At 69.5% G+C, this 17,710-nt stretch carries 13 protein-coding genes, 1 tRNA gene and 2 pseudogenes; 8 read left to right on the top strand and 8 right to left on the bottom strand.

Annotated elements, in window-relative coordinates:
• Positions 1–2 precede the first annotated feature (2 nt).
• The gene (locus tag AC0682_RS28375; protein ID WP_478535981.1) at positions 3–524 is read left to right on the top strand and encodes a hypothetical protein; all 522 of its coding nucleotides are present in this window, start codon (positions 3–5) and stop codon (positions 522–524) included.
• Between the two features lie 292 nt (positions 525–816).
• Entirely contained in the window at positions 817–1,194 is a 378-nt protein-coding gene (locus AC0682_RS28380) for a nuclear transport factor 2 family protein (protein ID WP_024757633.1), read from the top strand.
• A 71-nt stretch (positions 1,195–1,265) separates the two neighbouring features.
• On the opposite strand, the pseudogene AC0682_RS28385 reads toward AC0682_RS28380, so the two are convergent.
• From AC0682_RS28385 to AC0682_RS28400, 4 genes and pseudogenes are all read right to left on the bottom strand, one after another.
• Positions 1,266–2,386: pseudogene (locus AC0682_RS28385) on the bottom strand (IS630 family transposase).
• An 83-nt stretch (positions 2,387–2,469) separates the two neighbouring features.
• Positions 2,470–3,756 (bottom strand): MFS transporter, encoded by a 1,287-nt coding sequence (locus AC0682_RS28390; protein WP_478535982.1) that lies wholly within the window; start codon positions 3,754–3,756, stop codon positions 2,470–2,472.
• Positions 3,757–3,767: 11 nt separating this feature from the next.
• Entirely contained in the window at positions 3,768–4,661 is an 894-nt protein-coding gene (locus tag AC0682_RS28395) for a dihydrodipicolinate synthase family protein (RefSeq protein ID WP_478535983.1), read from the bottom strand.
• Positions 4,662–4,695: 34 nt separating this feature from the next.
• A complete protein-coding gene (locus tag AC0682_RS28400) occupies positions 4,696–6,015 on the bottom strand; it encodes an aminotransferase class I/II-fold pyridoxal phosphate-dependent enzyme (protein WP_478535984.1) in 1,320 nt (439 codons plus the stop codon).
• Positions 6,016–6,307: 292 nt separating this feature from the next.
• Here AC0682_RS28400 and AC0682_RS28405 point away from each other — a divergent pair, with 292 nt between their 5' ends.
• Together AC0682_RS28405 and AC0682_RS28410 are read left to right on the top strand one after the other, a co-directional pair.
• Positions 6,308–6,850, top strand: coding sequence for an MOSC domain-containing protein (locus AC0682_RS28405; protein WP_478535985.1), 543 nt, complete (start codon positions 6,308–6,310; stop codon positions 6,848–6,850).
• Between the two features lie 198 nt (positions 6,851–7,048).
• Positions 7,049–7,931: pseudogene (locus AC0682_RS28410) on the top strand (hypothetical protein); the annotation flags it as partial.
• Positions 7,932–8,242: 311 nt separating this feature from the next.
• Here the strand turns inward: AC0682_RS28410 and AC0682_RS28415 are convergent.
• Positions 8,243–8,316, bottom strand: a tRNA-Gly gene (locus AC0682_RS28415).
• Positions 8,317–8,916: 600 nt separating this feature from the next.
• On the opposite strand from AC0682_RS28415, the gene dcd reads away from it, so the two are divergent.
• Together dcd and AC0682_RS28425 are read left to right on the top strand one after the other, a co-directional pair.
• Complete coding sequence (dcd, locus tag AC0682_RS28420; protein WP_478535987.1) at positions 8,917–9,492, top strand: dCTP deaminase; 576 nt, start codon at positions 8,917–8,919, stop codon at positions 9,490–9,492.
• Positions 9,493–9,498: 6 nt separating this feature from the next.
• Positions 9,499–9,999 carry a phosphoribosyltransferase gene (locus AC0682_RS28425; protein WP_478535988.1) on the top strand — a complete coding sequence of 167 codons (501 nt, stop codon included), beginning with the start codon at positions 9,499–9,501 and terminating at the stop codon, positions 9,997–9,999.
• A gap of 71 nt (positions 10,000–10,070) precedes the next feature.
• Here AC0682_RS28425 and AC0682_RS28430 read toward each other — a convergent pair whose 3' ends face one another.
• The 3 genes from AC0682_RS28430 to AC0682_RS28440 form a co-directional block, all read right to left on the bottom strand.
• On the bottom strand, positions 10,071–11,036 hold the full coding sequence (locus AC0682_RS28430) for a Yip1 family protein (RefSeq protein ID WP_478535989.1): 966 nt from the start codon (positions 11,034–11,036) through the stop codon (positions 10,071–10,073).
• A 476-nt stretch (positions 11,037–11,512) separates the two neighbouring features.
• Positions 11,513–13,780, bottom strand: coding sequence for a heterodisulfide reductase-related iron-sulfur binding cluster (locus AC0682_RS28435; protein ID WP_478535990.1), 2,268 nt, complete (start codon positions 13,778–13,780; stop codon positions 11,513–11,515).
• Positions 13,781–13,921: 141 nt separating this feature from the next.
• Entirely contained in the window at positions 13,922–14,785 is an 864-nt protein-coding gene (locus AC0682_RS28440; protein ID WP_478535991.1) for a sugar transferase, read from the bottom strand.
• 271 nt (positions 14,786–15,056) lie between these two features.
• Here AC0682_RS28440 and dnaK point away from each other — a divergent pair, with 271 nt between their 5' ends.
• Both dnaK and grpE read left to right on the top strand, forming a co-directional pair.
• On the top strand, positions 15,057–16,910 hold the full coding sequence (gene dnaK / locus AC0682_RS28445) for a molecular chaperone DnaK (RefSeq protein WP_478535992.1): 1,854 nt from the start codon (positions 15,057–15,059) through the stop codon (positions 16,908–16,910).
• A complete protein-coding gene (grpE, locus tag AC0682_RS28450; RefSeq protein ID WP_478535993.1) occupies positions 16,907–17,557 on the top strand; it encodes a nucleotide exchange factor GrpE in 651 nt (216 codons plus the stop codon). The genes dnaK and grpE overlap by 4 nt, the downstream gene beginning before the upstream one ends.
• The last annotated feature ends 153 nt before the right edge of the window (positions 17,558–17,710 follow it).

Genomic DNA, 17,710 nt, shown 5'->3' on the forward strand with positions numbered 1-17,710 from the left:
TCATGCGTTCACGCGTCATCGCCGCCACGGTCGCCGCGCTCGCGGCCACTGCGGTACTCACGCAACCCGCCCAAGCCGCCCCGCTCGTCGACGGGGTCTACCGGTTCGCGGCTCTCACGGACGGCAAGTGTCTGGTCTGGCCCAAGACACATGCGAGCATCGGCGTGGTGTCGCTGGGCGACTGCGCGGAAACCACGTCCACCTCGGCAAACTGGCAGGTGCTGCGCCGCCTCGACGGAGTGATGGAGGTCTCCCCGTCGGGCTCGGACCCGCGCACCTGCCTGAAGGTGACGTCGCAGCACAGCGTGTCGGTCGCCAGCTGCGGTGACAGGTCCGCCGAGTGGACCGTCTCCTACGGCTCGGCCGGGCCCGGCAGCGTGGTGTGGGCCGACATCGAGCACACGCCTGGCGACTTCTCCCCCTCGTACGGAAAGATCGTGGACGATCCCGGCGTGACCGGTCGGATCGTGGTGCGGCAGGCCCCCATCGAACCGCACTACTGGGCACTGCAGCCGGCCGGATAGCAGTCGTCGGGCCGATCGCTGTCTCGGATACCCGATGCCCCTTGCCGCCCCGTGCCGCAGGTGGCGCTGCACCCGGCATGCTGCCTTCCGCGTTCGCTCCGTCTCCTGTGGGAAAACGGCGGCGGGGGTGTGCCTGGGGTAGGCCCGAGCAACTGCAGCGACTGTCATACCGACCTCGAGCGGCGGGTAAACCCGCTTGTCAGCTGGCTAGTGCTGTGACCGGGATGGTTCACCGTGATCGGAAGGCGGCTCGTGGGACGAGCGCACGCGAAACGGCTGGTATTACTGGGGCATGCAGGAAGAGACCGCACGCTCCGCGATCGACACGTTCATCTCCGCGTTCAACGCCTCGGACGACAGCTATGTGACTGCCCTGCTCTCCCAGGCCCTGACCTCGGACGTGGTCTTCTGGGGGCCGTTGGGCCGCAGCGAGGGGATCGAGGCGGTCGAGCGGTTCGTGCTGGACATCCGGCGCCACCCGGCGGGGACCGGCACGATGGTGCGCTGTTCGGCGGTGGACATGCCTGACGAGTGGGCCCGGTACCAGTGGGTCTTCACGACGCCGGATGGAGGCCCCCGCCTGGCGGGAACGGACGTTGTCCATCTGCGGCGGAGCCTCATCGACCAGGTCATCGTCTTTGCGGGGGAGATCGAGCCGTCCGCCTCCTGAGCCGTCCTTCTGTCGCTTTCCTTCTCCTGAACTTGCCCCTTCGGCGTTCGGGAGCTGCGGTTCGCGGTTAGTCAGACTGCGGTGCTGAAGGGGCGTCCGCCCCAGCGGATGCCCTTTTCGCTGCGGATGCGGGCGCGTTCCTTGCGTTGGGCGGCGAGTACGTCGGGGTGGCGGGCGTTGGTGTTGCGCCAGCGCAGGTAGCGGTGCAGTGCCTGGGTTTGCGCGGGGTGGCTGCGGTGATGGGAGTTGGCCAGGGTGAACTGCCGCAGCGGGCCGAAGTGGGCCTCGATCCGGGTGGCCCAGGAAGCGTAGGTCGGGGTGAAGCACAGCTCGACCTTGATCTTCTTCGCCCAGCGGCGGATGTCCGCGCCGGTGTGGGAGGAGAGGTTGTCCAGGATGATGTAGATCGGGGCGCCGTCGGGTCGGGCGGCACGGATCGACCTGAGCGCGGCCAGGGTGTTGGCGGTGCCCTTGCGGCGGCGGTTGACGCCCCACAGGCGGTCGTCGCCCACGGAGTAGCAGCCGTGGAAGTAGGTGACGCCGTGGGTGCGGCGGTAGGACGCCGGCAGCCGGTTGGGCTTGGCCTGCTTCGCCCAGCAGGAGCCTGCGGTGGGCCGGATCCCCAGGGGCCCGAACTCGTCGAAGGCGAAGACCCGGCCCGGGAAGCGGTCCAGCACCTGCTCGATCCGGTCGAGCTTGGCGTCGCGATCAGGGTCGGGTGACTCCTTCCAGGTCTTGGTGCGCTGGAAGGTGATGCCGCGGCGCCGGAGCAGGCACCGTAAGGTTTCACGGCCGGTGTGGATGACACGTCCGTGCGCTTTCCGCAGGTAGGCGGCGAGTTTGCGGATCGACAGCGGGTGAAGGGCTGGCGGAGCTTGCTGGGGCGAGTGGTGGCCGTCCGGATGACGAAGTCCTCGTCGTCACGGCTGAGTAGGCGGGGACGGCCTCCCGCCCACTGAGGGTCCAGGCAGATCAGGCCGATCTCGTTGAAGCGGTGGATCACATCGCGCACGGTGTCCTCGTCGGCCTGGACCAACTGGGCGATCACCGGCGCCCGGTTCCCGCCCGCCGAGGCGAGCAGCATCATCGCGCGCCGGTAGCGCACCGAACTCGTGCTGCCCCGGCGCACGATCTGCTGCAGCTTCTGCCCCTCCTGGTCGGTCAGTCTGCGTACACGGACAGGCTCAGCCACCGCGCCTCCAGCGATCGGATCGGACGTCACCGCACATCCAACCGTCGCGACCACCAACCCGGCGAACCTTCCCGGCCAGAGCACTAGGAGAGCCGGGACTGCCGTCTCAAGGACGACGGCGTCCACGACGCATGCTCGTCGGCTCTGGTGAAGCGCGCCTCAACTGTCGCGACGGCGACTGCGGCAGAGACGGCCAGGAGGCCGACGAGGAGCGGCAGTCTGACGTTCACGCCTGTCAGGGAGCCGGCCAACGCCGTTCCGGCGGATCCGGACGTGATCTTCAGTGCCGCGACCCAGATGAAGACCTGGCTACGCGCGCTGCGCGGTGCGTACTCCGTGCGGGCGGCGAGGGTGGAGGCGAAGAAGCAGGAGTTGAGGATTCCGGTGAGCGCGTAGGCCGCGATGGTCGTCGTGAAGGTGGGGCTCGCGGCGACGGTGAGGAGGCCGGCGGCGACGCCCAGGGCGAGGCGGCGCATCAGCCGGTCCGGATGACCGGTGAAGGGGAGGAACATGACGGCTATGGCCCCGGTGAGATTGCCGAGACCGTAGGCCGCGGTGAGTGCGGCCGCGGTGGCCGGCTCGACGCCGAGGACGTTCGTCATGTGGACTGCGGTGACGGGCAGTGCGGCGACGCTCAGGGCGACGATCATCGTCAGGTATGCGGTGCGCCGGAGGCGGCCGGTGCGGGCTATCAGCGCGAGGGTTGCTCCCGGCTGGAGGACCGTTGTCCTGTCGCCACCGTGGGACGGCGCGGTGAACGGCAGAAGCAGGACGCCGCCTGCCGCCGTGGCCGCCACCGCCGCGAGGGCGTGAGCCGCCGCGGTGGGTGAGATCCACCCGGACAGGGCGGCCACCAGGGAGGGGCCGACGGTGCCGCCGATGCCGTAGGTGGCCACGTCCCACCCCTGGGCCCGCCGCTGCGTGCGCAGTCGAGGTCCGACGATGGCGGGCAGTCTGCTGCTGATGCCCCCGGTCAGCAACGGCCCGCACGTACCCGCTGTGGCGAGCAGAAGCCCGGTCAGCACGGCGGGGACCCGACCGTAGGTCAGTACTCCTGCGGTCAGCGCGGTGGCATACAGCAGGCAGGCCGCCGCGATGACCTTCCGGCCGTCTTGGGCGAGGTCCAGCGACCGGGCGACGAAGGGACCGAGCAGGTGCGGGGCGGTGACGCACGCACCGAGTACCCCGGCGAGCGTTCCGGAGCCACCGGAGGCGGTGACGAGCAGAACGACGGCGACCACGGCGCCGCCGTCGGCGGTACGGGCGAGGGCCGCGGCGATGACGTAGCGCGCCAGACCGCCCCTGCCCTTTCCGGGCGGGGGTGGGACTTTCGCTTCTCTCGGCGTGGCTGCTGTGTGCTGTTGGCTCATGGTGTTCGTGTTCAGAAGGTGAGCTGGAGAGCGTCCAGTGCGGCGGCGACCTCGCGGCGTGCGGTCTCGTCCAGTGAGCGCAAGGGGCGCGGCAGGTTCGGTTCCCTCGTCAGGCCGAGGTGGGAGGCGGCGGCGGACATGACGCGCAGGCTGCCGTGCTGCCGGAAGAGGGCCCACAGCGGTTCGAGGTCTTCGGACAGTTCCGTGGCCGTGTCTGCGTGTCCGGCCTGTGCGGCGCGGGTGAGGGCGAGGGCGGTCTGCGGGAAGGTGCCGCCGATGACCGAGTACCAAGCGTCGCACCCGGCGGTCAGGCCGCGGGCGGCCATCCAGTCGCCGCTTATCCCGATGGAGACGGTGTCGGGTATCAGCGCGCGCAGCGTGTCGACGCGGAGCTCGGCCGCGGACGGGTCGTCGGGCACGCTGGGGATCTTGATCGAGGCGACGTTCGGCAACTGCGCGACGCGGCCGTGCAGTTCGTCCGTGAAGTGAACGTGCGTGGTGGCGGGGTTGTCGTACACGCACAACGGTACGGAAAGTTCACGCGTGACGTCCTCGTAGAGCCCGAACACCTCCTCCTCGGTCAGCGGCTGATACGTCATCGGGGCGAGCAGCAGCGCGGAGGCGCCGGCCTTCTGCGCGTCCTCGGCCAGCTGAAGCACGTGCGAGGTGCGCAGCGCGCCGATGCCGACGATGACGGGTACCCCGTCGGCAGCCTCGACCGCGATCTGCGCTGCGTGTGCGCGCTGCTCTCGGGTGAGGTAGGCGTAGCTGCCGGTGGACCCGAGCGCGCCGATCGAGTCCACCCCCGTGGCGGCGAGACGGGTGACGAGCGCGGTGTACGCCGCGGTGTCGATGCGCTGCTCGCTGGTGGGGGTGAGGGGGAAGGCGCTCAGGCCGTGGAACACGATGACTCCTCGTGGCGGGTGGGAAGGGTGTTGGTCAGTCGGTCGTCGCGCGCAGTTCCGCGACGACCGCGGCGAGTTCGGCGGCGAACGCCCCGGCCTGCGACTCGGTGAGGGTGGCGGTGGTGACCCGGATGGCGCCCCGGTGGGCGGCCGGGTCCGGTGCGAAGAGGTGACCCGGGCGAACCGCCCAGCCCCGATGTGCCAGAGCCCTGACCGCGGCCCTGCCGTCGACGTCGAGTTCGACCCAGACGTTCAGCCCGTCCGGCCGGTGCGGGACCTCGATGCCATGGGCGTGCAGCCGCTCGACGAGCAGGCCGCTGCGCCGGGCGTAGACCTCACGGGCCCGTTCATGGAGTTCGTGGACGCTCGGATCGAGCAGCAGTTGACGGGCGGCGTGTTGCAGCAGGCGGCTGACCCAGGTGGTGCCGGCACTCAACCGCGCCTCCAGGCGCGCGGTGGTCTCGGCGTCGGCGGCGACGAGCGCGAGACGCAGATCCGGTCCGAGGAACTTGGACACGGACCGCACCAGTGCCCAGCGTGCGCTGCCCGGTGGTGTGATCCGGTGGTACGGCCGGGCGGAGACCGCTGAGAAGTGGTCGTCCTCGATCACGAGGACCTGGGGATGCTCCGACAGGATTGCCCGCAGGCCGGCTGCCCGTTCCTCGGTGAGACTCGCGCCGGTCGGGTTGTGGGCGCGGGGTGTGCAGATGACCGCGCGGGCACCGGCCTTCAGGGCGGCCCGCAGAGCGTCGGGGCGCATGCCGGCTCCGTCCACCCCCACTGGTGCCGAGCGGTAGCCGTTCAGGCGCAGGGTGCCGATGCTCGCCAGGAAGCAGGGGTCCTCTATCGCCACCAGATCCCCACGGGTGAGGTGAGCATTCAGGATCCGCTCGGTGGCATCCACGGCTCCAGAGGTCACCAGCGTGCGGAACGAATGATCTATGTCCTCGGCGAAGTCGGCACGGGCCCAGGCGTCCAGCCCTGCGTCGATGGCCGGCACACCGTACAGCGGCTGGCTGTAGTCTCCGCGCCGGGCGGCGGCCAGGATGTCGGGCAACAGGCTCGGGTCGGGGTTGCCGCCGGCCAGGTCGATGCAGTCGTCACAGGTGCCGGTGCCTTCGCGCGCGAGCTGCGGTACCGCCGCGACCACCGTGCCACCGCGGCCCCGCGTCTCGGCCACTCCCGCCTCGACGAGCCGCCGGTATGCGAGGGCGACCGTGTTCCGGTTGACCCCCAGCTCAGCTGCGAGCACGCGCACCGGGGGCAGACTCGTCTGCGGCTCCAGAACACCCGAAGCGACCTGGTCGCGCACGCTCCCCGCGATCTCAGCCGCGGTGGTCCCCTTGATGTCCACGTGATCACCTCTGCCTAAACTCGTCGAGATACGTCCTATGCCAAATATTGTCCTATGCCAATATGGAAAGCAAGGGGCGGAGGTACCCGCATCGCCCACAAGGGCTCTGCCCCCGGTCGCCCGACTGCGGGCCGGGCGAGCTCCTGCAGGGCCGCGGCCAGGGCGTCAGCGGCCACGTAAAGGGAGCGCCGACGGCCGCGGCCTCACCCGAGATCGACCATGGACGCCACGCCCTGAGCACCGAGGATCATGGTCGCGGCCGATCACCGACATCGAGGAAGGAACCCCGAGGATGAACGGAATAGTCACGGCCGTCAGCAGCAACGGCGAGTACACGTTCACCAAGCCGAACCGGGACAGCATCACGCTGCTCGGCGGGCTCGGTGTGGAGGGCGACGTACATGCCGGCGTGACGGTCAAGCACCGCTCTCGAGTCGCACAGGACCCCACCCAACCGAACCTGCGCCAGGTCCACCTCATCCATGAAGAGCTCTTCGCCGAAGTCGGCGCGGCAGGATTCAAGGTGATGCCCGGCGACCTCGGCGAGAACATCACCACAAGCGGCATCGATCTACTCGGCCTGCCGGTCGGCACGCTGCTGCGCATCGGCGACGATGCCGTGCTGGAGGTGACCGGCCTGCGCAATCCCTGCCTGCAGATCGACATCTTCCAGGACGGGCTGCTGAAGCAGGTCGTCGGCCGTGACGAGCTCGGGAACATCGTACGCAAGGCAGGAATCATGAGCATCGTGAAACAGGGCGGCGTGGTCCGGCCGGGCGACGTGATCGAAGCGGAGCTCCCCAGCGGCCCGCACCGGCCTCTGGAACGAGTCTGACGTTTCTGCCAGACAGGGGGCTGCCAACCGATTGGCAGCCCCCTGCCTCGGACCGGCGTGCTCTTCATCCGACGCCTCGTCTCCGGGCGACGCATCCGGTACGTCAAGCTCGGCAAGCACGTCCGTATCGGCGAGAGCGTCCTGTCCGCGTACGCCGAGGAGCGGACAGGGACCCTGTCCGTGGCCGATGTGCCGGCTTTGCGCCGGTGGCGCGATGGCGCGGCCCGCGAGAAGGTGCCGCGCCGCAGCTTCGGTGCGACCCGCAAGCTGTACTCGGGGCGCTACCAGGCCCGCTGTCCCGGCACGGGAGGCGTGTCCTCGGCGTCGCTCCGGAAACGTACGGGGCCAAGCGCGACGCCGAGGCGCTCCTCACCCAGGTCCAGGCCGACCGGGCCCCGACCCGACCGGCGGCGAGGTGCTGTTCTCCGAGTACGCCACGCGCTGGATCGACGAGCGCTGCGCCGCCGCTACCGACGAGGAGCTGCACTGGCGACTGCCTCGCCGCCACCTGGAGCCGGCCTTCGGCGAGCAGCACGTCAACGCCATCAGCCCGGCCGAGGCGAGGACGTGGCGCGCGGAACGCGCAAGGCGACGGGTGCCACCACGGCGGCGAAGTCCTGTCTGCTGCTGAAGGCCATCATGCAGACGGCTGTCGAGGACGAGCTGATCCGCTGGAACCCCCGCGGCGCGGGGCGCGGGGGTGCGGACGAGCGGCCGGTGGCCACCGTCGAGGAGGTCTTCGCTTTCCCCGGGGTCATCGGCATCCGATGGCGGCTGATGGTCCTCCTCGGTGCTTTCGCCTCCATGAGGCAGAGGAGCTCGCCGAGCCGACATCGACCTCGGCACCGGCTCGGTACGGGTGCGGCGGGCCGCTCTGGAACTGAACACAGGCCGCCGGGTGATCGGTGAGCCCAAGCCCCGCGCGGGCAAACGGGAGATCGTGCTCCCGGCTTCGTCCATGGTCGGTGCGGGCCGGTCCTCGGAGCGGGCCCAACTGACCTGCCAGAACCCCACCAAGGCGCATCAGCGCAAGCTCGCCGACGACATCGACGCCGACGCCCGCAGTCGGCGCACGTCGGCGGACCGTGAGGGGGCACCAGTGCAACCGCCGCCGTCCACCGGATCGCTCCTCCGCTTCCGGCTCCCGCAGGAGCTGCCCGGGGAGGTGATGCGCAGGGGCGCGCTCCAGGCAGCCAGCCGGGGCCGCACCCCTCGATGTGTGGCGCGGGTCACTCGGCATGCATCTCGGCATTCGAGCCGCCCTCGCGCGGGGCTGCTCCGAGTGGCGACTCGGCAGGTAATCTGATGCCCCATGAGGACGCTTACGGCGCGCGAGCCCCGATAGGTCTAGAACGACAAACAAGCCCCAGGTCACTTACCTGAGGCTTGTCATGGAGCGGGTGACGAGAATCGAACTCGCGCTCTGAGCTTGGGAAGCTCATGTTCTACCATTAAACTACACCCGCGAAGCGTTGCCGATGATCACCGGCGCTGCACCGCTCAACACTGTACCCCATGTCAGGCCCTCGGCGTATGAGCCGCAGGGTCTGTGCGTCGTGCCCGAGGTGGAGGGCGGGGAGTGTACGGGGTTGAGGGTGGAGGGAGTTGGGGGCGTAGCGTGGTGGTCGGAGTGCCGCTTGTGGCGGCGTCCTGTTCATCCCCTAATGTGGCGTTCTCGTCCATATGCGGTTGGGGAAGGGACTTGATGGAGTCGATGGAGCGCACCGTCGTCCGCTGTGCCGAAGGGCACGTTTTCGCTACCTCGTCGTTTCCGATGCAGCAGCTCGGGGCCGACCGGATCGGGCCGGGGCGGTTGCTCCGGTGTCCCCGGTGCGCCCGGTTGCGGCAGGCCGTTCCGGTGGGGGCCGAGAAGCGGTAGGCCGGAGAGCGTCCGCCGGAAGCCGGAAGCCGGAAGCCGGAAGCCGGAAGCCGGAAGCCGGAAGCCGGGAGCCGGGAGCCGGAGAGCGGTAGCTGGGAAGCGGTAGGCAAGCCGTGGAGGTGGTGGCGGGAGGCGCGGGCGCCGGTCCGGTTGGGGTGGGGTCGTGCCTTCTGCGTATCCTCGGGGCGTGCTTCTCTCAGACAAGGACATCCGGGCCGAGATCGACGCCGGGCGAGTCCGTATCGATCCGTACGACCCTTCGATGGTGCAGCCGTCGAGCATCGACGTGCGGCTGGACCGCTACTTCCGGGTGTTCGAGAACCACCGGTACCCGCACATCGATCCGGCGGTGGAACAGCCCGATCTGACGCGGACCGTCGAGCCGGAGGGTGACGAGGCGTTCATCCTGCACCCCGGCGAGTTCGTGCTGGCGTCCACGTACGAGGTGATCTCGCTCCCCGACGACCTGGCCTCGCGGCTGGAGGGGAAGAGTTCGCTCGGGCGGCTCGGGCTGGTGACGCACTCGACGGCCGGGTTCATCGACCCCGGGTTCTCCGGGCACGTGACCCTGGAGCTGTCGAACCTCGCGACCCTGCCGATAAAGCTCTGGCCGGGGATGAAGATCGGGCAGCTGTGTCTCTTCAAGCTGTCCTCGTCCGCCGAGTTCCCCTACGGCTCCGAGCGGTACGAGTCGCGGTACCAGGACCAGCGGGGCCCGACGGCCTCGCGGTCCTTCCAGAACTTCCATCGGACCCAGGTGTGATCGACCATGACCAGTGACGTGCGGGAGAACCTGACCTACGAGGGCTTCGGCCGCGCCGTGCGCGAGCTGGCCCAGGCCGTCGCCGACGACGGGTACGAGCCCGATGTCGTCCTCAGCATCGCCCGCGGTGGGGTCTTCGTGGCCGGTGGGCTCGCCTACGCGCTCGACTGCAAGAACATCCACCTGGTCAACGTGGAGTTCTACACCGGGGTCGGGACGACCCTGGAGATGCCCGTGATGCTGGCTCCCGTGCCCAACGCGATCGACTTCTCGGAGAAGAAGGTTCTGATCGCCGATGACGTCGCCGACACGGGCAAGACCCTCAAGCTCGTCCATGACTTCTGCGTCGACCACGTCGCCGAGGTCCGCAGCGCCGTCATCTACGAGAAGTCCCACTCCCTCGTGAAGTGCGAGTACGTGTGGAAGAAGACCGACGACTGGATCAACTTCCCCTGGAGCGTGGAGAAGCCCGTCGTCCGGCGGGATGGGCAGGTTCTCGACGCCTGAGGGCTGTCCGGCTTCGCAGTCGAGGGGAAGGGCCCCGGAGCGTGGAAGCGCTCCGGGGCCCTTCCCCTCGGTCAGATCGTGCCCAGCTTGATGATCGACAGCAGTGCGATCAGCTGGATCGCCGACGCTCCCAACGCCTTCGGCCACGGCAGGTCGTGCGACTTGCTCACCATCGACGTGAACAGCGCGCCCGCCGCCAGCCAGGTCAGCCAGCCCACGACCTGGACCAGGGAGTTCTCACCGCCCAGGAAGACGGCGAAGAGCAGACGCGGGGCGTCCGTGATCGACATGATCAGCATCGACAGGCCCACGGTCGGCTGCCACGAGCCCGTGCCGCCCAGCTGGCGGGCCAGGGTGTGGGTCACCGCGCCGAGGACCAGGCCGCCGATGACGAAGCCGACGCCGGTGAAGAGGACGTACGGGACGGCCGTCGAGATCGTCGCCTTGATCGCCTCGTCGCGCGCCTGGTCGAAGCCGAACAGCGCGAGCAGGCCGTAGAGGAACGTGACGATCAGCGCCGGGCCCCAGACCGCGTAGTCCCGCATCTGCCAGAACGTCGGGCCGGGGCGCATCACGATGCCGGTCAGCAGCTGTTTCCAGTGCAGCCGGGGGCCGGCGGGCTGGGCGGGGGCGGAGCCGGCGTGGTAGGTGCTGCCGTCGCCGTACGGGTCCTCGTCGACGCGGAACGCCTGTGTGTGGCCCGGGTTGTCGGCGTAGGGGTCGTGCGGCGCGGGGGCGCCGGCGTAGGGGTCGCCGAAGTACTCCGGCTCGCCGTGACCGCCGTGGTGACCGCCGCCGTGGCCCTGGGGGGCCTGGCCGTGGTGACCGCCGTATCCGTGGGTCCCGTGGCCGCCGCCGTTGTTGTACGGGGCGTTGTACGGCGGGGGCGCCGAGCCGTTGCCGCCTCCTGCCGTCGGCCAGGGCTGAGCGCCGTACGGCGGCTGTGGTGCCTGCCCTCCGTACGGCTGCTGCCGCTGCTGCTGCGGTTGTTGCGGGGTGCGGTTGTCCCGGCCGCGTCCGATCCTGAATCCAGCCACCCGTCGAACGTACCTGGTACTCGGTGGTCGGGAGCGGGGGGCCGGGCAGCCCGTTCGCCATTGCGGCCGAGCTGTGACATCCCCTAGGGGGGCGTACGCGGGGAGTTCCGGGGCGCTCGGCGGGGAGTTCCAGAGGGAGAGCGGTCGCCGCGGGCCGGGTGCTCGGGCCACGCGTTGCCGAACCGGGCCTGCGTCGGGATGCCTGCGGCGACGGCCTTGGCGTCAGGTGCTGCGGTGAGCCGGACGGGGGCTGGAGCGGCACGGGCGGGGCGCCGGCGCCGTTGTACGGGAGGCGGGGGAGGCGGGGGAGGCGAGGGAGGCGGTCCGGTCGGTGAAGCCGTCCCGGTCCAGGTCCCAGGCGGCCCCGGTGTGGCCGCGGTTGTCGTCGCCGCTCCTCCCTCCCCGCCCTGGCACGGAAAAGCGGCCGGTCCTGCCCCCGAGGCAGGTCCGGCCGCTCATCACGCCGATGCGTTACGTCACTTTGCCGGTTCGGGCTCCGGCTCGTCCACCTGTTCCGTGTCACCGGTCGGGTCGAGGGGCGTCTTCACGGACTCCAGGAGGAGCTGCGAGACGTCGACGACCTGGATGGACTCCTTGGCCTGGCCGTCGTTCTTCTTGCCGTTGACCGAGTCGGTCAGCATGACGAGGCAGAACGGGCAGGCGGTGGAGACGATGTCCGGGTTGAGGGCGAGGGCTTCGTCGACGCGCTCGGTGTTGATGCGCTTGCCGATCCGCTCCTCCATCCACATACGGGCGCCACCGGCACCACAGCAGAAGCCGCGCTCCTTGTGGCGGTGCATCTCCTCGTTCCGCAGACCGGGCACCTTCGCGATGATCTCGCGCGGCGGGGTGTAGATCTTGTTGTGACGGCCCAGGTAGCACGGGTCGTGGTACGTGATCAGGCCCTCGACCGGGGTGACGGGGATCAGCTTGCCCTCGTCGATGAGGTGCTGGAGCAGCTGCGTGTGGTGGATGACCTCGTACTCGCCGCCGAGCTGCGGGTACTCGTTCGCGATCGTGTTGAAGCAGTGCGGGCAGGTCGCGACGATCTTCTTCGACGACTTCGGCTTCTTCGTCTCCGGCTCGTCGTCGTCCTCGCCGTACGCCATGTTCAGCATCGCCACGTTCTCCTGGCCGAGCTGCTGGAACAGCGGCTCGTTGCCCAGGCGCCGGGCGGAGTCACCGGTGCACTTCTCGTCGCCGCCCATGATCGCGAACTTGACGCCCGCGATGTGCAGCAGTTCGGCGAAGGCCTTGGTGGTCTTCTTGGCCCGGTCCTCCAGGGCGCCCGCGCAGCCGACCCAGTAGAGGTAGTCGACCTCGGTGAGGTCCTCGACGTCCTTGCCGACGATCGGGACCTCGAAGTCGACCTCCTTGGTCCACTCCACGCGCGCCTTCTTGGCGAGGCCCCAGGGGTTGCCCTTCTTCTCCAGGTTCTTGAGCATCGTGCCCGCCTCGGACGGGAACGCGGACTCGATCATCACCTGGTAGCGGCGCATGTCGACGATGTGGTCGATGTGCTCGATGTCCACCGGGCACTGCTCCACGCAGGCGCCGCAGGTGGTGCAGGACCACAGGACGTCCGGGTCGATGACGCCGTTCTCCTCGGCGGTGCCGATGAGGGGGCGCTCGGCCTCGGCCAGGGCGGCCGCGGGCACGTCCTTGAGCTGCTCCTCGGTCGCCTTCTCCTCGCCCTCCATCGTCTTGCCGCCACCGGCCAGGAGGTAGGGGGCCTTGGCGTGCGCGTGGTCGCGCAGCGACATGATCAGGAGCTTCGGGGAGAGCGGCTTGCCCGTGTTCCAGGCGGGGCACTGCGACTGGCAGCGCCCGCACTCGGTGCAGGTGGAGAAGTCGAGGATGCCCTTCCAGGAGAACTGCTCGACCTGGGAGACACCGAAGACCGCGTCGTCGGCCGGGTCGTCCCAGTCGATCTCCTTGCCGGCCGTCGTCATCGGCTGGAGCGCGCCGAGCGCGGCCTCGCCGTCGGCGTTCCGCTTGAACCAGATGTTCGGGAAGCCGAGGAAGCGGTGCCAGGCCACACCCATGTTGGTGTTGAGCCCGACCGTGATCGCCCAGATCATCGTCGTACCGAGCTTGATCATCGCGAACAGGTAGACCAGGTTCTGCAGCGTTTCGACGCTCAGCCCGTTGAAGGCCAGCACCAGGGGGTACGAGGCGAAGTACGCGGGACCGTAGCTGTCCACGTCGTGCAGCGCGCCCTCCAGGCCGCGGAGCACCATGATCGCGGCGCCGATGATCAGGATGACCGCCTCGACGAAGTACGCCTGGCCCATCTTCGAACCGGTGAAGCGCGACTTGCGGCCCGCCCGCGAGGGCAGGTTCAGCTGGCGGATCGCGATCAGGACGAGGATGCCGAGGGTCGTGCCGAGCGCGATGAACTCGATGTAGACCTCGTACGGCAGGAAGGTGCCGATGTACGGCAGCACCCAGTCGGCCTTGAACAGCTGGCCGTACGCCGTGACGATCGTCAGGCCGAGCGTCAGGAAGCCGACCGCGACGAACCAGTGGGCGACGCCCACGATTCCCCAGCGGTTCATGCGGGTATGGCCGACGAACTCCTTGATCAAGGTGATCGTCCGCTGCTTGGGGTCGTCGGTGCGGCTGCCTGCGGGTACCGCCTGTCCGAGACGGACGAAGCGGTAGATCTGCGCGACGGCTCGGGCGACGAGCGCAACGCCGACCACCGTCAGCACCAGCGACACGATGATCGCGGCGAGTTGCATGAGTAGGGCTCCTCGGGCCTGCGAGAGCGGGATCCAGTTGACTACTGCCCACTACTACTAAGCAGTAACTTAATTAGTCTGTGCTGACACTATCCACTTATTCCACCCCGCTGTAGCCGGGCGGGCGGTGATCTGTGTCGCTCAGGTGTGCCTTGGTTGTACGGGGTCCGTGCCGCCACCGGGGCGCACCTTCCGGAGCGCCGTGCGCAGGGGGTTGCGTACGGCTTCCGCGAGGACCGCCAGGTAGAGCACGACTCCATGGTGCTCTGCGTAGTGCTGGTCCAGCAGGGCGGGGTCGTCCCACGGCATGCCGGAGCGGGCGCGGACCTGCGCGAGTCCGGTCAGCCCCGGCCGTAGCTCCTGCCGCCACTGCCGGGCCCCCGGCCCTGCGACGCGCGGGTCGCCCGGGGGCAGCGGGGCCGGTCCTACGAGGGAGAGGTCGCCCCGGACGACGTGGGGGAGCCGGGAGAGCAGGTCGAGCCGGAGTCGACGGGTGCGCAAGGAGCGGAGCGTGAAGACCCGGCCGCCCAGGCCCGTACGGAGGCTGCGGTCCCATACTCCGCCGGGGCCCCGCCGGACCGCGAGGGCCAGGGTCCCGACGGCGACGGCCGGGGCCGCCGCGACGAGGAGGGCGGTGCCGAGGACCAGGTCCAGGAGGCGTTCGGGGGAGGTGCGGGGGGTCAGGCGGCCGAGGAGGTGCTCGGCGCGGTCGGTCAGGCTGGTGAAGTGCGCGGCGGGGCGGGAGGGGAAGTGGCCGCGGGCGGTGCCGGAGTACGGGGTGCGGGGGCGGCCGTGGGGGGCGCGCTGGGTGGGGGCGGGCGCGTCGGGGGCGTACGGGAGGGGAGTGCGCGGGACGGGGGCGTACGGCTCCGTCGCGTACGGGGCGGGGGTGCGCGGCTCCTGAGGGGGTGCCGGGGGCCGTGGCCGCTGGTGCCGCTGCCGTGGTTGCTGCTGCTGCTCCCGTCGTCTCTGGGCCTTCTTCCTCTGCTGGTTCTTCTGCCGCACGCGCCGCTGTCTCGCGTTCCGCATCGCGCCCGCCCGGGGTTCGGAGTCCGATGGTGTGCCTGGAGCGGCCGATCGATGGCCTTTCCGGCCGGCTCGGGGCATTTCGTGACAGAACGATCCCACGGTGGGAGGGTGGGGTGGGGGAGCGGCGCGAGGGTGACGCACACCGGCATCTAAGTTGAGTCAGGTCGACTCAGGTCTGTTGACTCCAAGAGGGGTGTCGTGCATTCTTGAGTCAGATCCACTCAAGTAGTCAGTTGGAGGAATTGAAATGGCACGTGCGGTCGGCATCGACCTGGGCACGACTAACTCCGTCGTCAGCGTTCTCGAAGGCGGCGAGCCCACCGTCATCACCAACGCCGAAGGCGCCAGGACCACGCCGTCCGTCGTCGCCTTCGCCAAGAACGGCGAGGTGCTCGTCGGCGAGGTCGCCAAGCGCCAGGCGGTCACCAACGTCGACAGGACCATCCGCTCCGTCAAGCGCCACATGGGCACGGACTGGAAGATCGACCTGGACGGCAAGAGCTTCAACCCGCAGCAGATGAGCGCCTTCATCCTGCAGAAGCTGAAGCGCGACGCCGAGTCCTACCTGGGCGAGAAGGTGACCGACGCGGTCATCACCGTCCCGGCGTACTTCAACGACTCCGAGCGCCAGGCGACCAAGGAGGCCGGTGAGATCGCGGGCCTCAACGTCCTGCGCATCGTCAACGAGCCGACCGCCGCCGCCCTGGCGTACGGCCTGGACAAGGACGACCAGACGATCCTCGTCTTCGACCTCGGTGGCGGCACGTTCGACGTGTCCCTCCTGGAGATCGGTGACGGCGTCGTCGAGGTGAAGGCCACCAACGGTGACAACCACCTCGGTGGTGACGACTGGGACCAGCGCGTCGTCGACTACCTGGTGAAGCAGTTCGCCAACGGCCACGGCGTGGACCTGTCCAAGGACAAGATGGCTCTCCAGCGTCTCCGCGAGGCCGCGGAGAAGGCGAAGATCGAGCTGTCGTCCTCGACCGAGACCACGATCAACCTGCCCTACATCACGGCGTCCGCCGAGGGCCCGCTGCACCTGGACGAGAAGCTCACGCGCTCGCAGTTCCAGCAGCTGACCGCGGACCTCCTGGACCGCTGCAAGACCCCGTTCCACAACGTCATCAAGGACGCGGGCATCCAGCTGTCCGAGATCGACCACGTCGTTCTCGTCGGTGGCTCCACCCGCATGCCGGCCGTCGCCGAGCTCGTCAAGGAGCTGACCGGTGGCCAGGAGGCCAACAAGGGTGTGAACCCGGACGAGGTCGTCGCCATCGGCGCCTCGCTCCAGGCCGGTGTCCTCAAGGGCGAGGTCAAGGACGTCCTGCTCCTCGACGTCACCCCGCTCTCCCTCGGCATCGAGACCAAGGGAGGGATCATGACCAAGCTCATCGAGCGCAACACCACGATCCCGACCAAGCGCTCCGAGATCTTCACGACGGCCGAGGACAACCAGCCCTCCGTGCAGATCCAGGTCTACCAGGGCGAGCGCGAGATCGCGGCGTACAACAAGAAGCTCGGGATGTTCGAGCTGACCGGTCTGCCGCCGGCCCCGCGCGGTGTGCCGCAGATCGAGGTCGCCTTCGACATCGACGCCAACGGCATCATGCACGTCGCCGCCAAGGACCTCGGCACCGGCAAGGAGCAGAAGATGACCGTCACCGGCGGCTCCTCGCTGCCGAAGGACGAGGTCAACCGGATGCGCGAAGAGGCCGAGAAGTACGCGGAGGAGGACCACGCCCGCCGCGAGGCCGCCGAGTCGCGCAACCAGGGCGAGCAGCTCGTCTACCAGACGGAGAAGTTCCTCAAGGACAACGAGGACAAGGTCCCCGCGGACGTCAAGACGGAGGTGGAGACCGCTGTCGGCGAGCTGAAGGAGAAGCTCAAGGGCGAGGACACCGCCGAGATCCGTACGGCCACCGAGAAGGTCGCCGCCGTCTCCCAGAAGCTGGGCCAGGCGATGTACGCCAACGCCCAGGCCGAGGGTGCGGCGACGGGCGCCGAGGCTCCGGGCGGCGCCCAGGGCAAGGCCGATGACGATGTCGTCGACGCCGAGATCGTGGACGACGAGAAGGACACCAAGGGCGGTGCGGCGTGACCGAGGAGACTCCGGGCTTCGAGGAGAAGCCCGACGTCCCCTCCGGCGCCACCCCTGATGACGCCGAGCCGAAGGCCGCCGCACCCTCCGAGGAGGAGGCGGCGGCCCCGGCCGGGGACACCGACCAGACGGTCGGCCTGACGGCCCAGCTGGACCAGGCCCGTACGGCGCTGAGCGAGCGCACCGGGGACCTCCAGCGGCTCCAGGCCGAGTACCAGAACTACCGCCGCCGGGTCGAGCGGGACCGGGTCACGGTCAAGGAGGTCGCCGTGGCGAACCTCCTGTCCGAGCTGCTGCCCGTGCTCGACGACGTCGGCCGTGCCAGGGAGCACGGCGAGCTGGTGGGCGGCTTCAAGTCGGTCGCCGAGTCGCTGGAGACCGTCGTCGCGAAGCTGGGCCTCCAGCAGTTCGGCAAGGAGGGCGAGCCCTTCGACCCGACGATCCACGAGGCCCTGATGCACAGCTACGCGCCGGATGTCACCGAGACGACCTGCGTGGCGATCCTCCAGCCGGGGTATCGCATCGGCGAGCGCACCATCCGCCCCGCGCGGGTGGCCGTCGCCGAGCCGCAGCCGGGCGCCACGCCCGCGGCGGCCAAGGAAGAGAAGACAGACGACGAGGAGAGCGGTGGCACCGAGGAGGTCTGACGGGAACCCGTCCGACCACCAGGGTGCACACCGACCGGTCCGGGGGGGGGGGGGGGGGGGGGGGGGGAGCCGGGGGGGGGGGGGGGGGGGGGGGAAGGAAGTGGAAAAGACGGCCGCGACCACGAAGCCGGAAAGACCAGCCCGCCCATCCCA

The organism is Streptomyces sp. NPDC043746, from assembly GCF_056436485.1.

Coding starts and splice junctions, on each gene's coding strand:
- AC0682_RS28390 (WP_478535982.1), bottom strand. CDS start 3,756: ATGAGCCAACAGCACACAGCAGCCACGCCGAGAGAAGCGAAAGTCCCA.
- AC0682_RS28375 (WP_478535981.1), top strand. CDS start 3: ATGCGTTCACGCGTCATCGCCGCCACGGTCGCCGCGCTCGCGGCCACT.
- AC0682_RS28435 (WP_478535990.1), bottom strand. CDS start 13,780: ATGCAACTCGCCGCGATCATCGTGTCGCTGGTGCTGACGGTGGTCGGC.
- AC0682_RS28380 (WP_024757633.1), top strand. CDS start 817: ATGCAGGAAGAGACCGCACGCTCCGCGATCGACACGTTCATCTCCGCG.
- AC0682_RS28405 (WP_478535985.1), top strand. CDS start 6,308: ATGAACGGAATAGTCACGGCCGTCAGCAGCAACGGCGAGTACACGTTC.
- dnaK (WP_478535992.1), top strand. CDS start 15,057: ATGGCACGTGCGGTCGGCATCGACCTGGGCACGACTAACTCCGTCGTC.
- AC0682_RS28425 (WP_478535988.1), top strand. CDS start 9,499: ATGACCAGTGACGTGCGGGAGAACCTGACCTACGAGGGCTTCGGCCGC.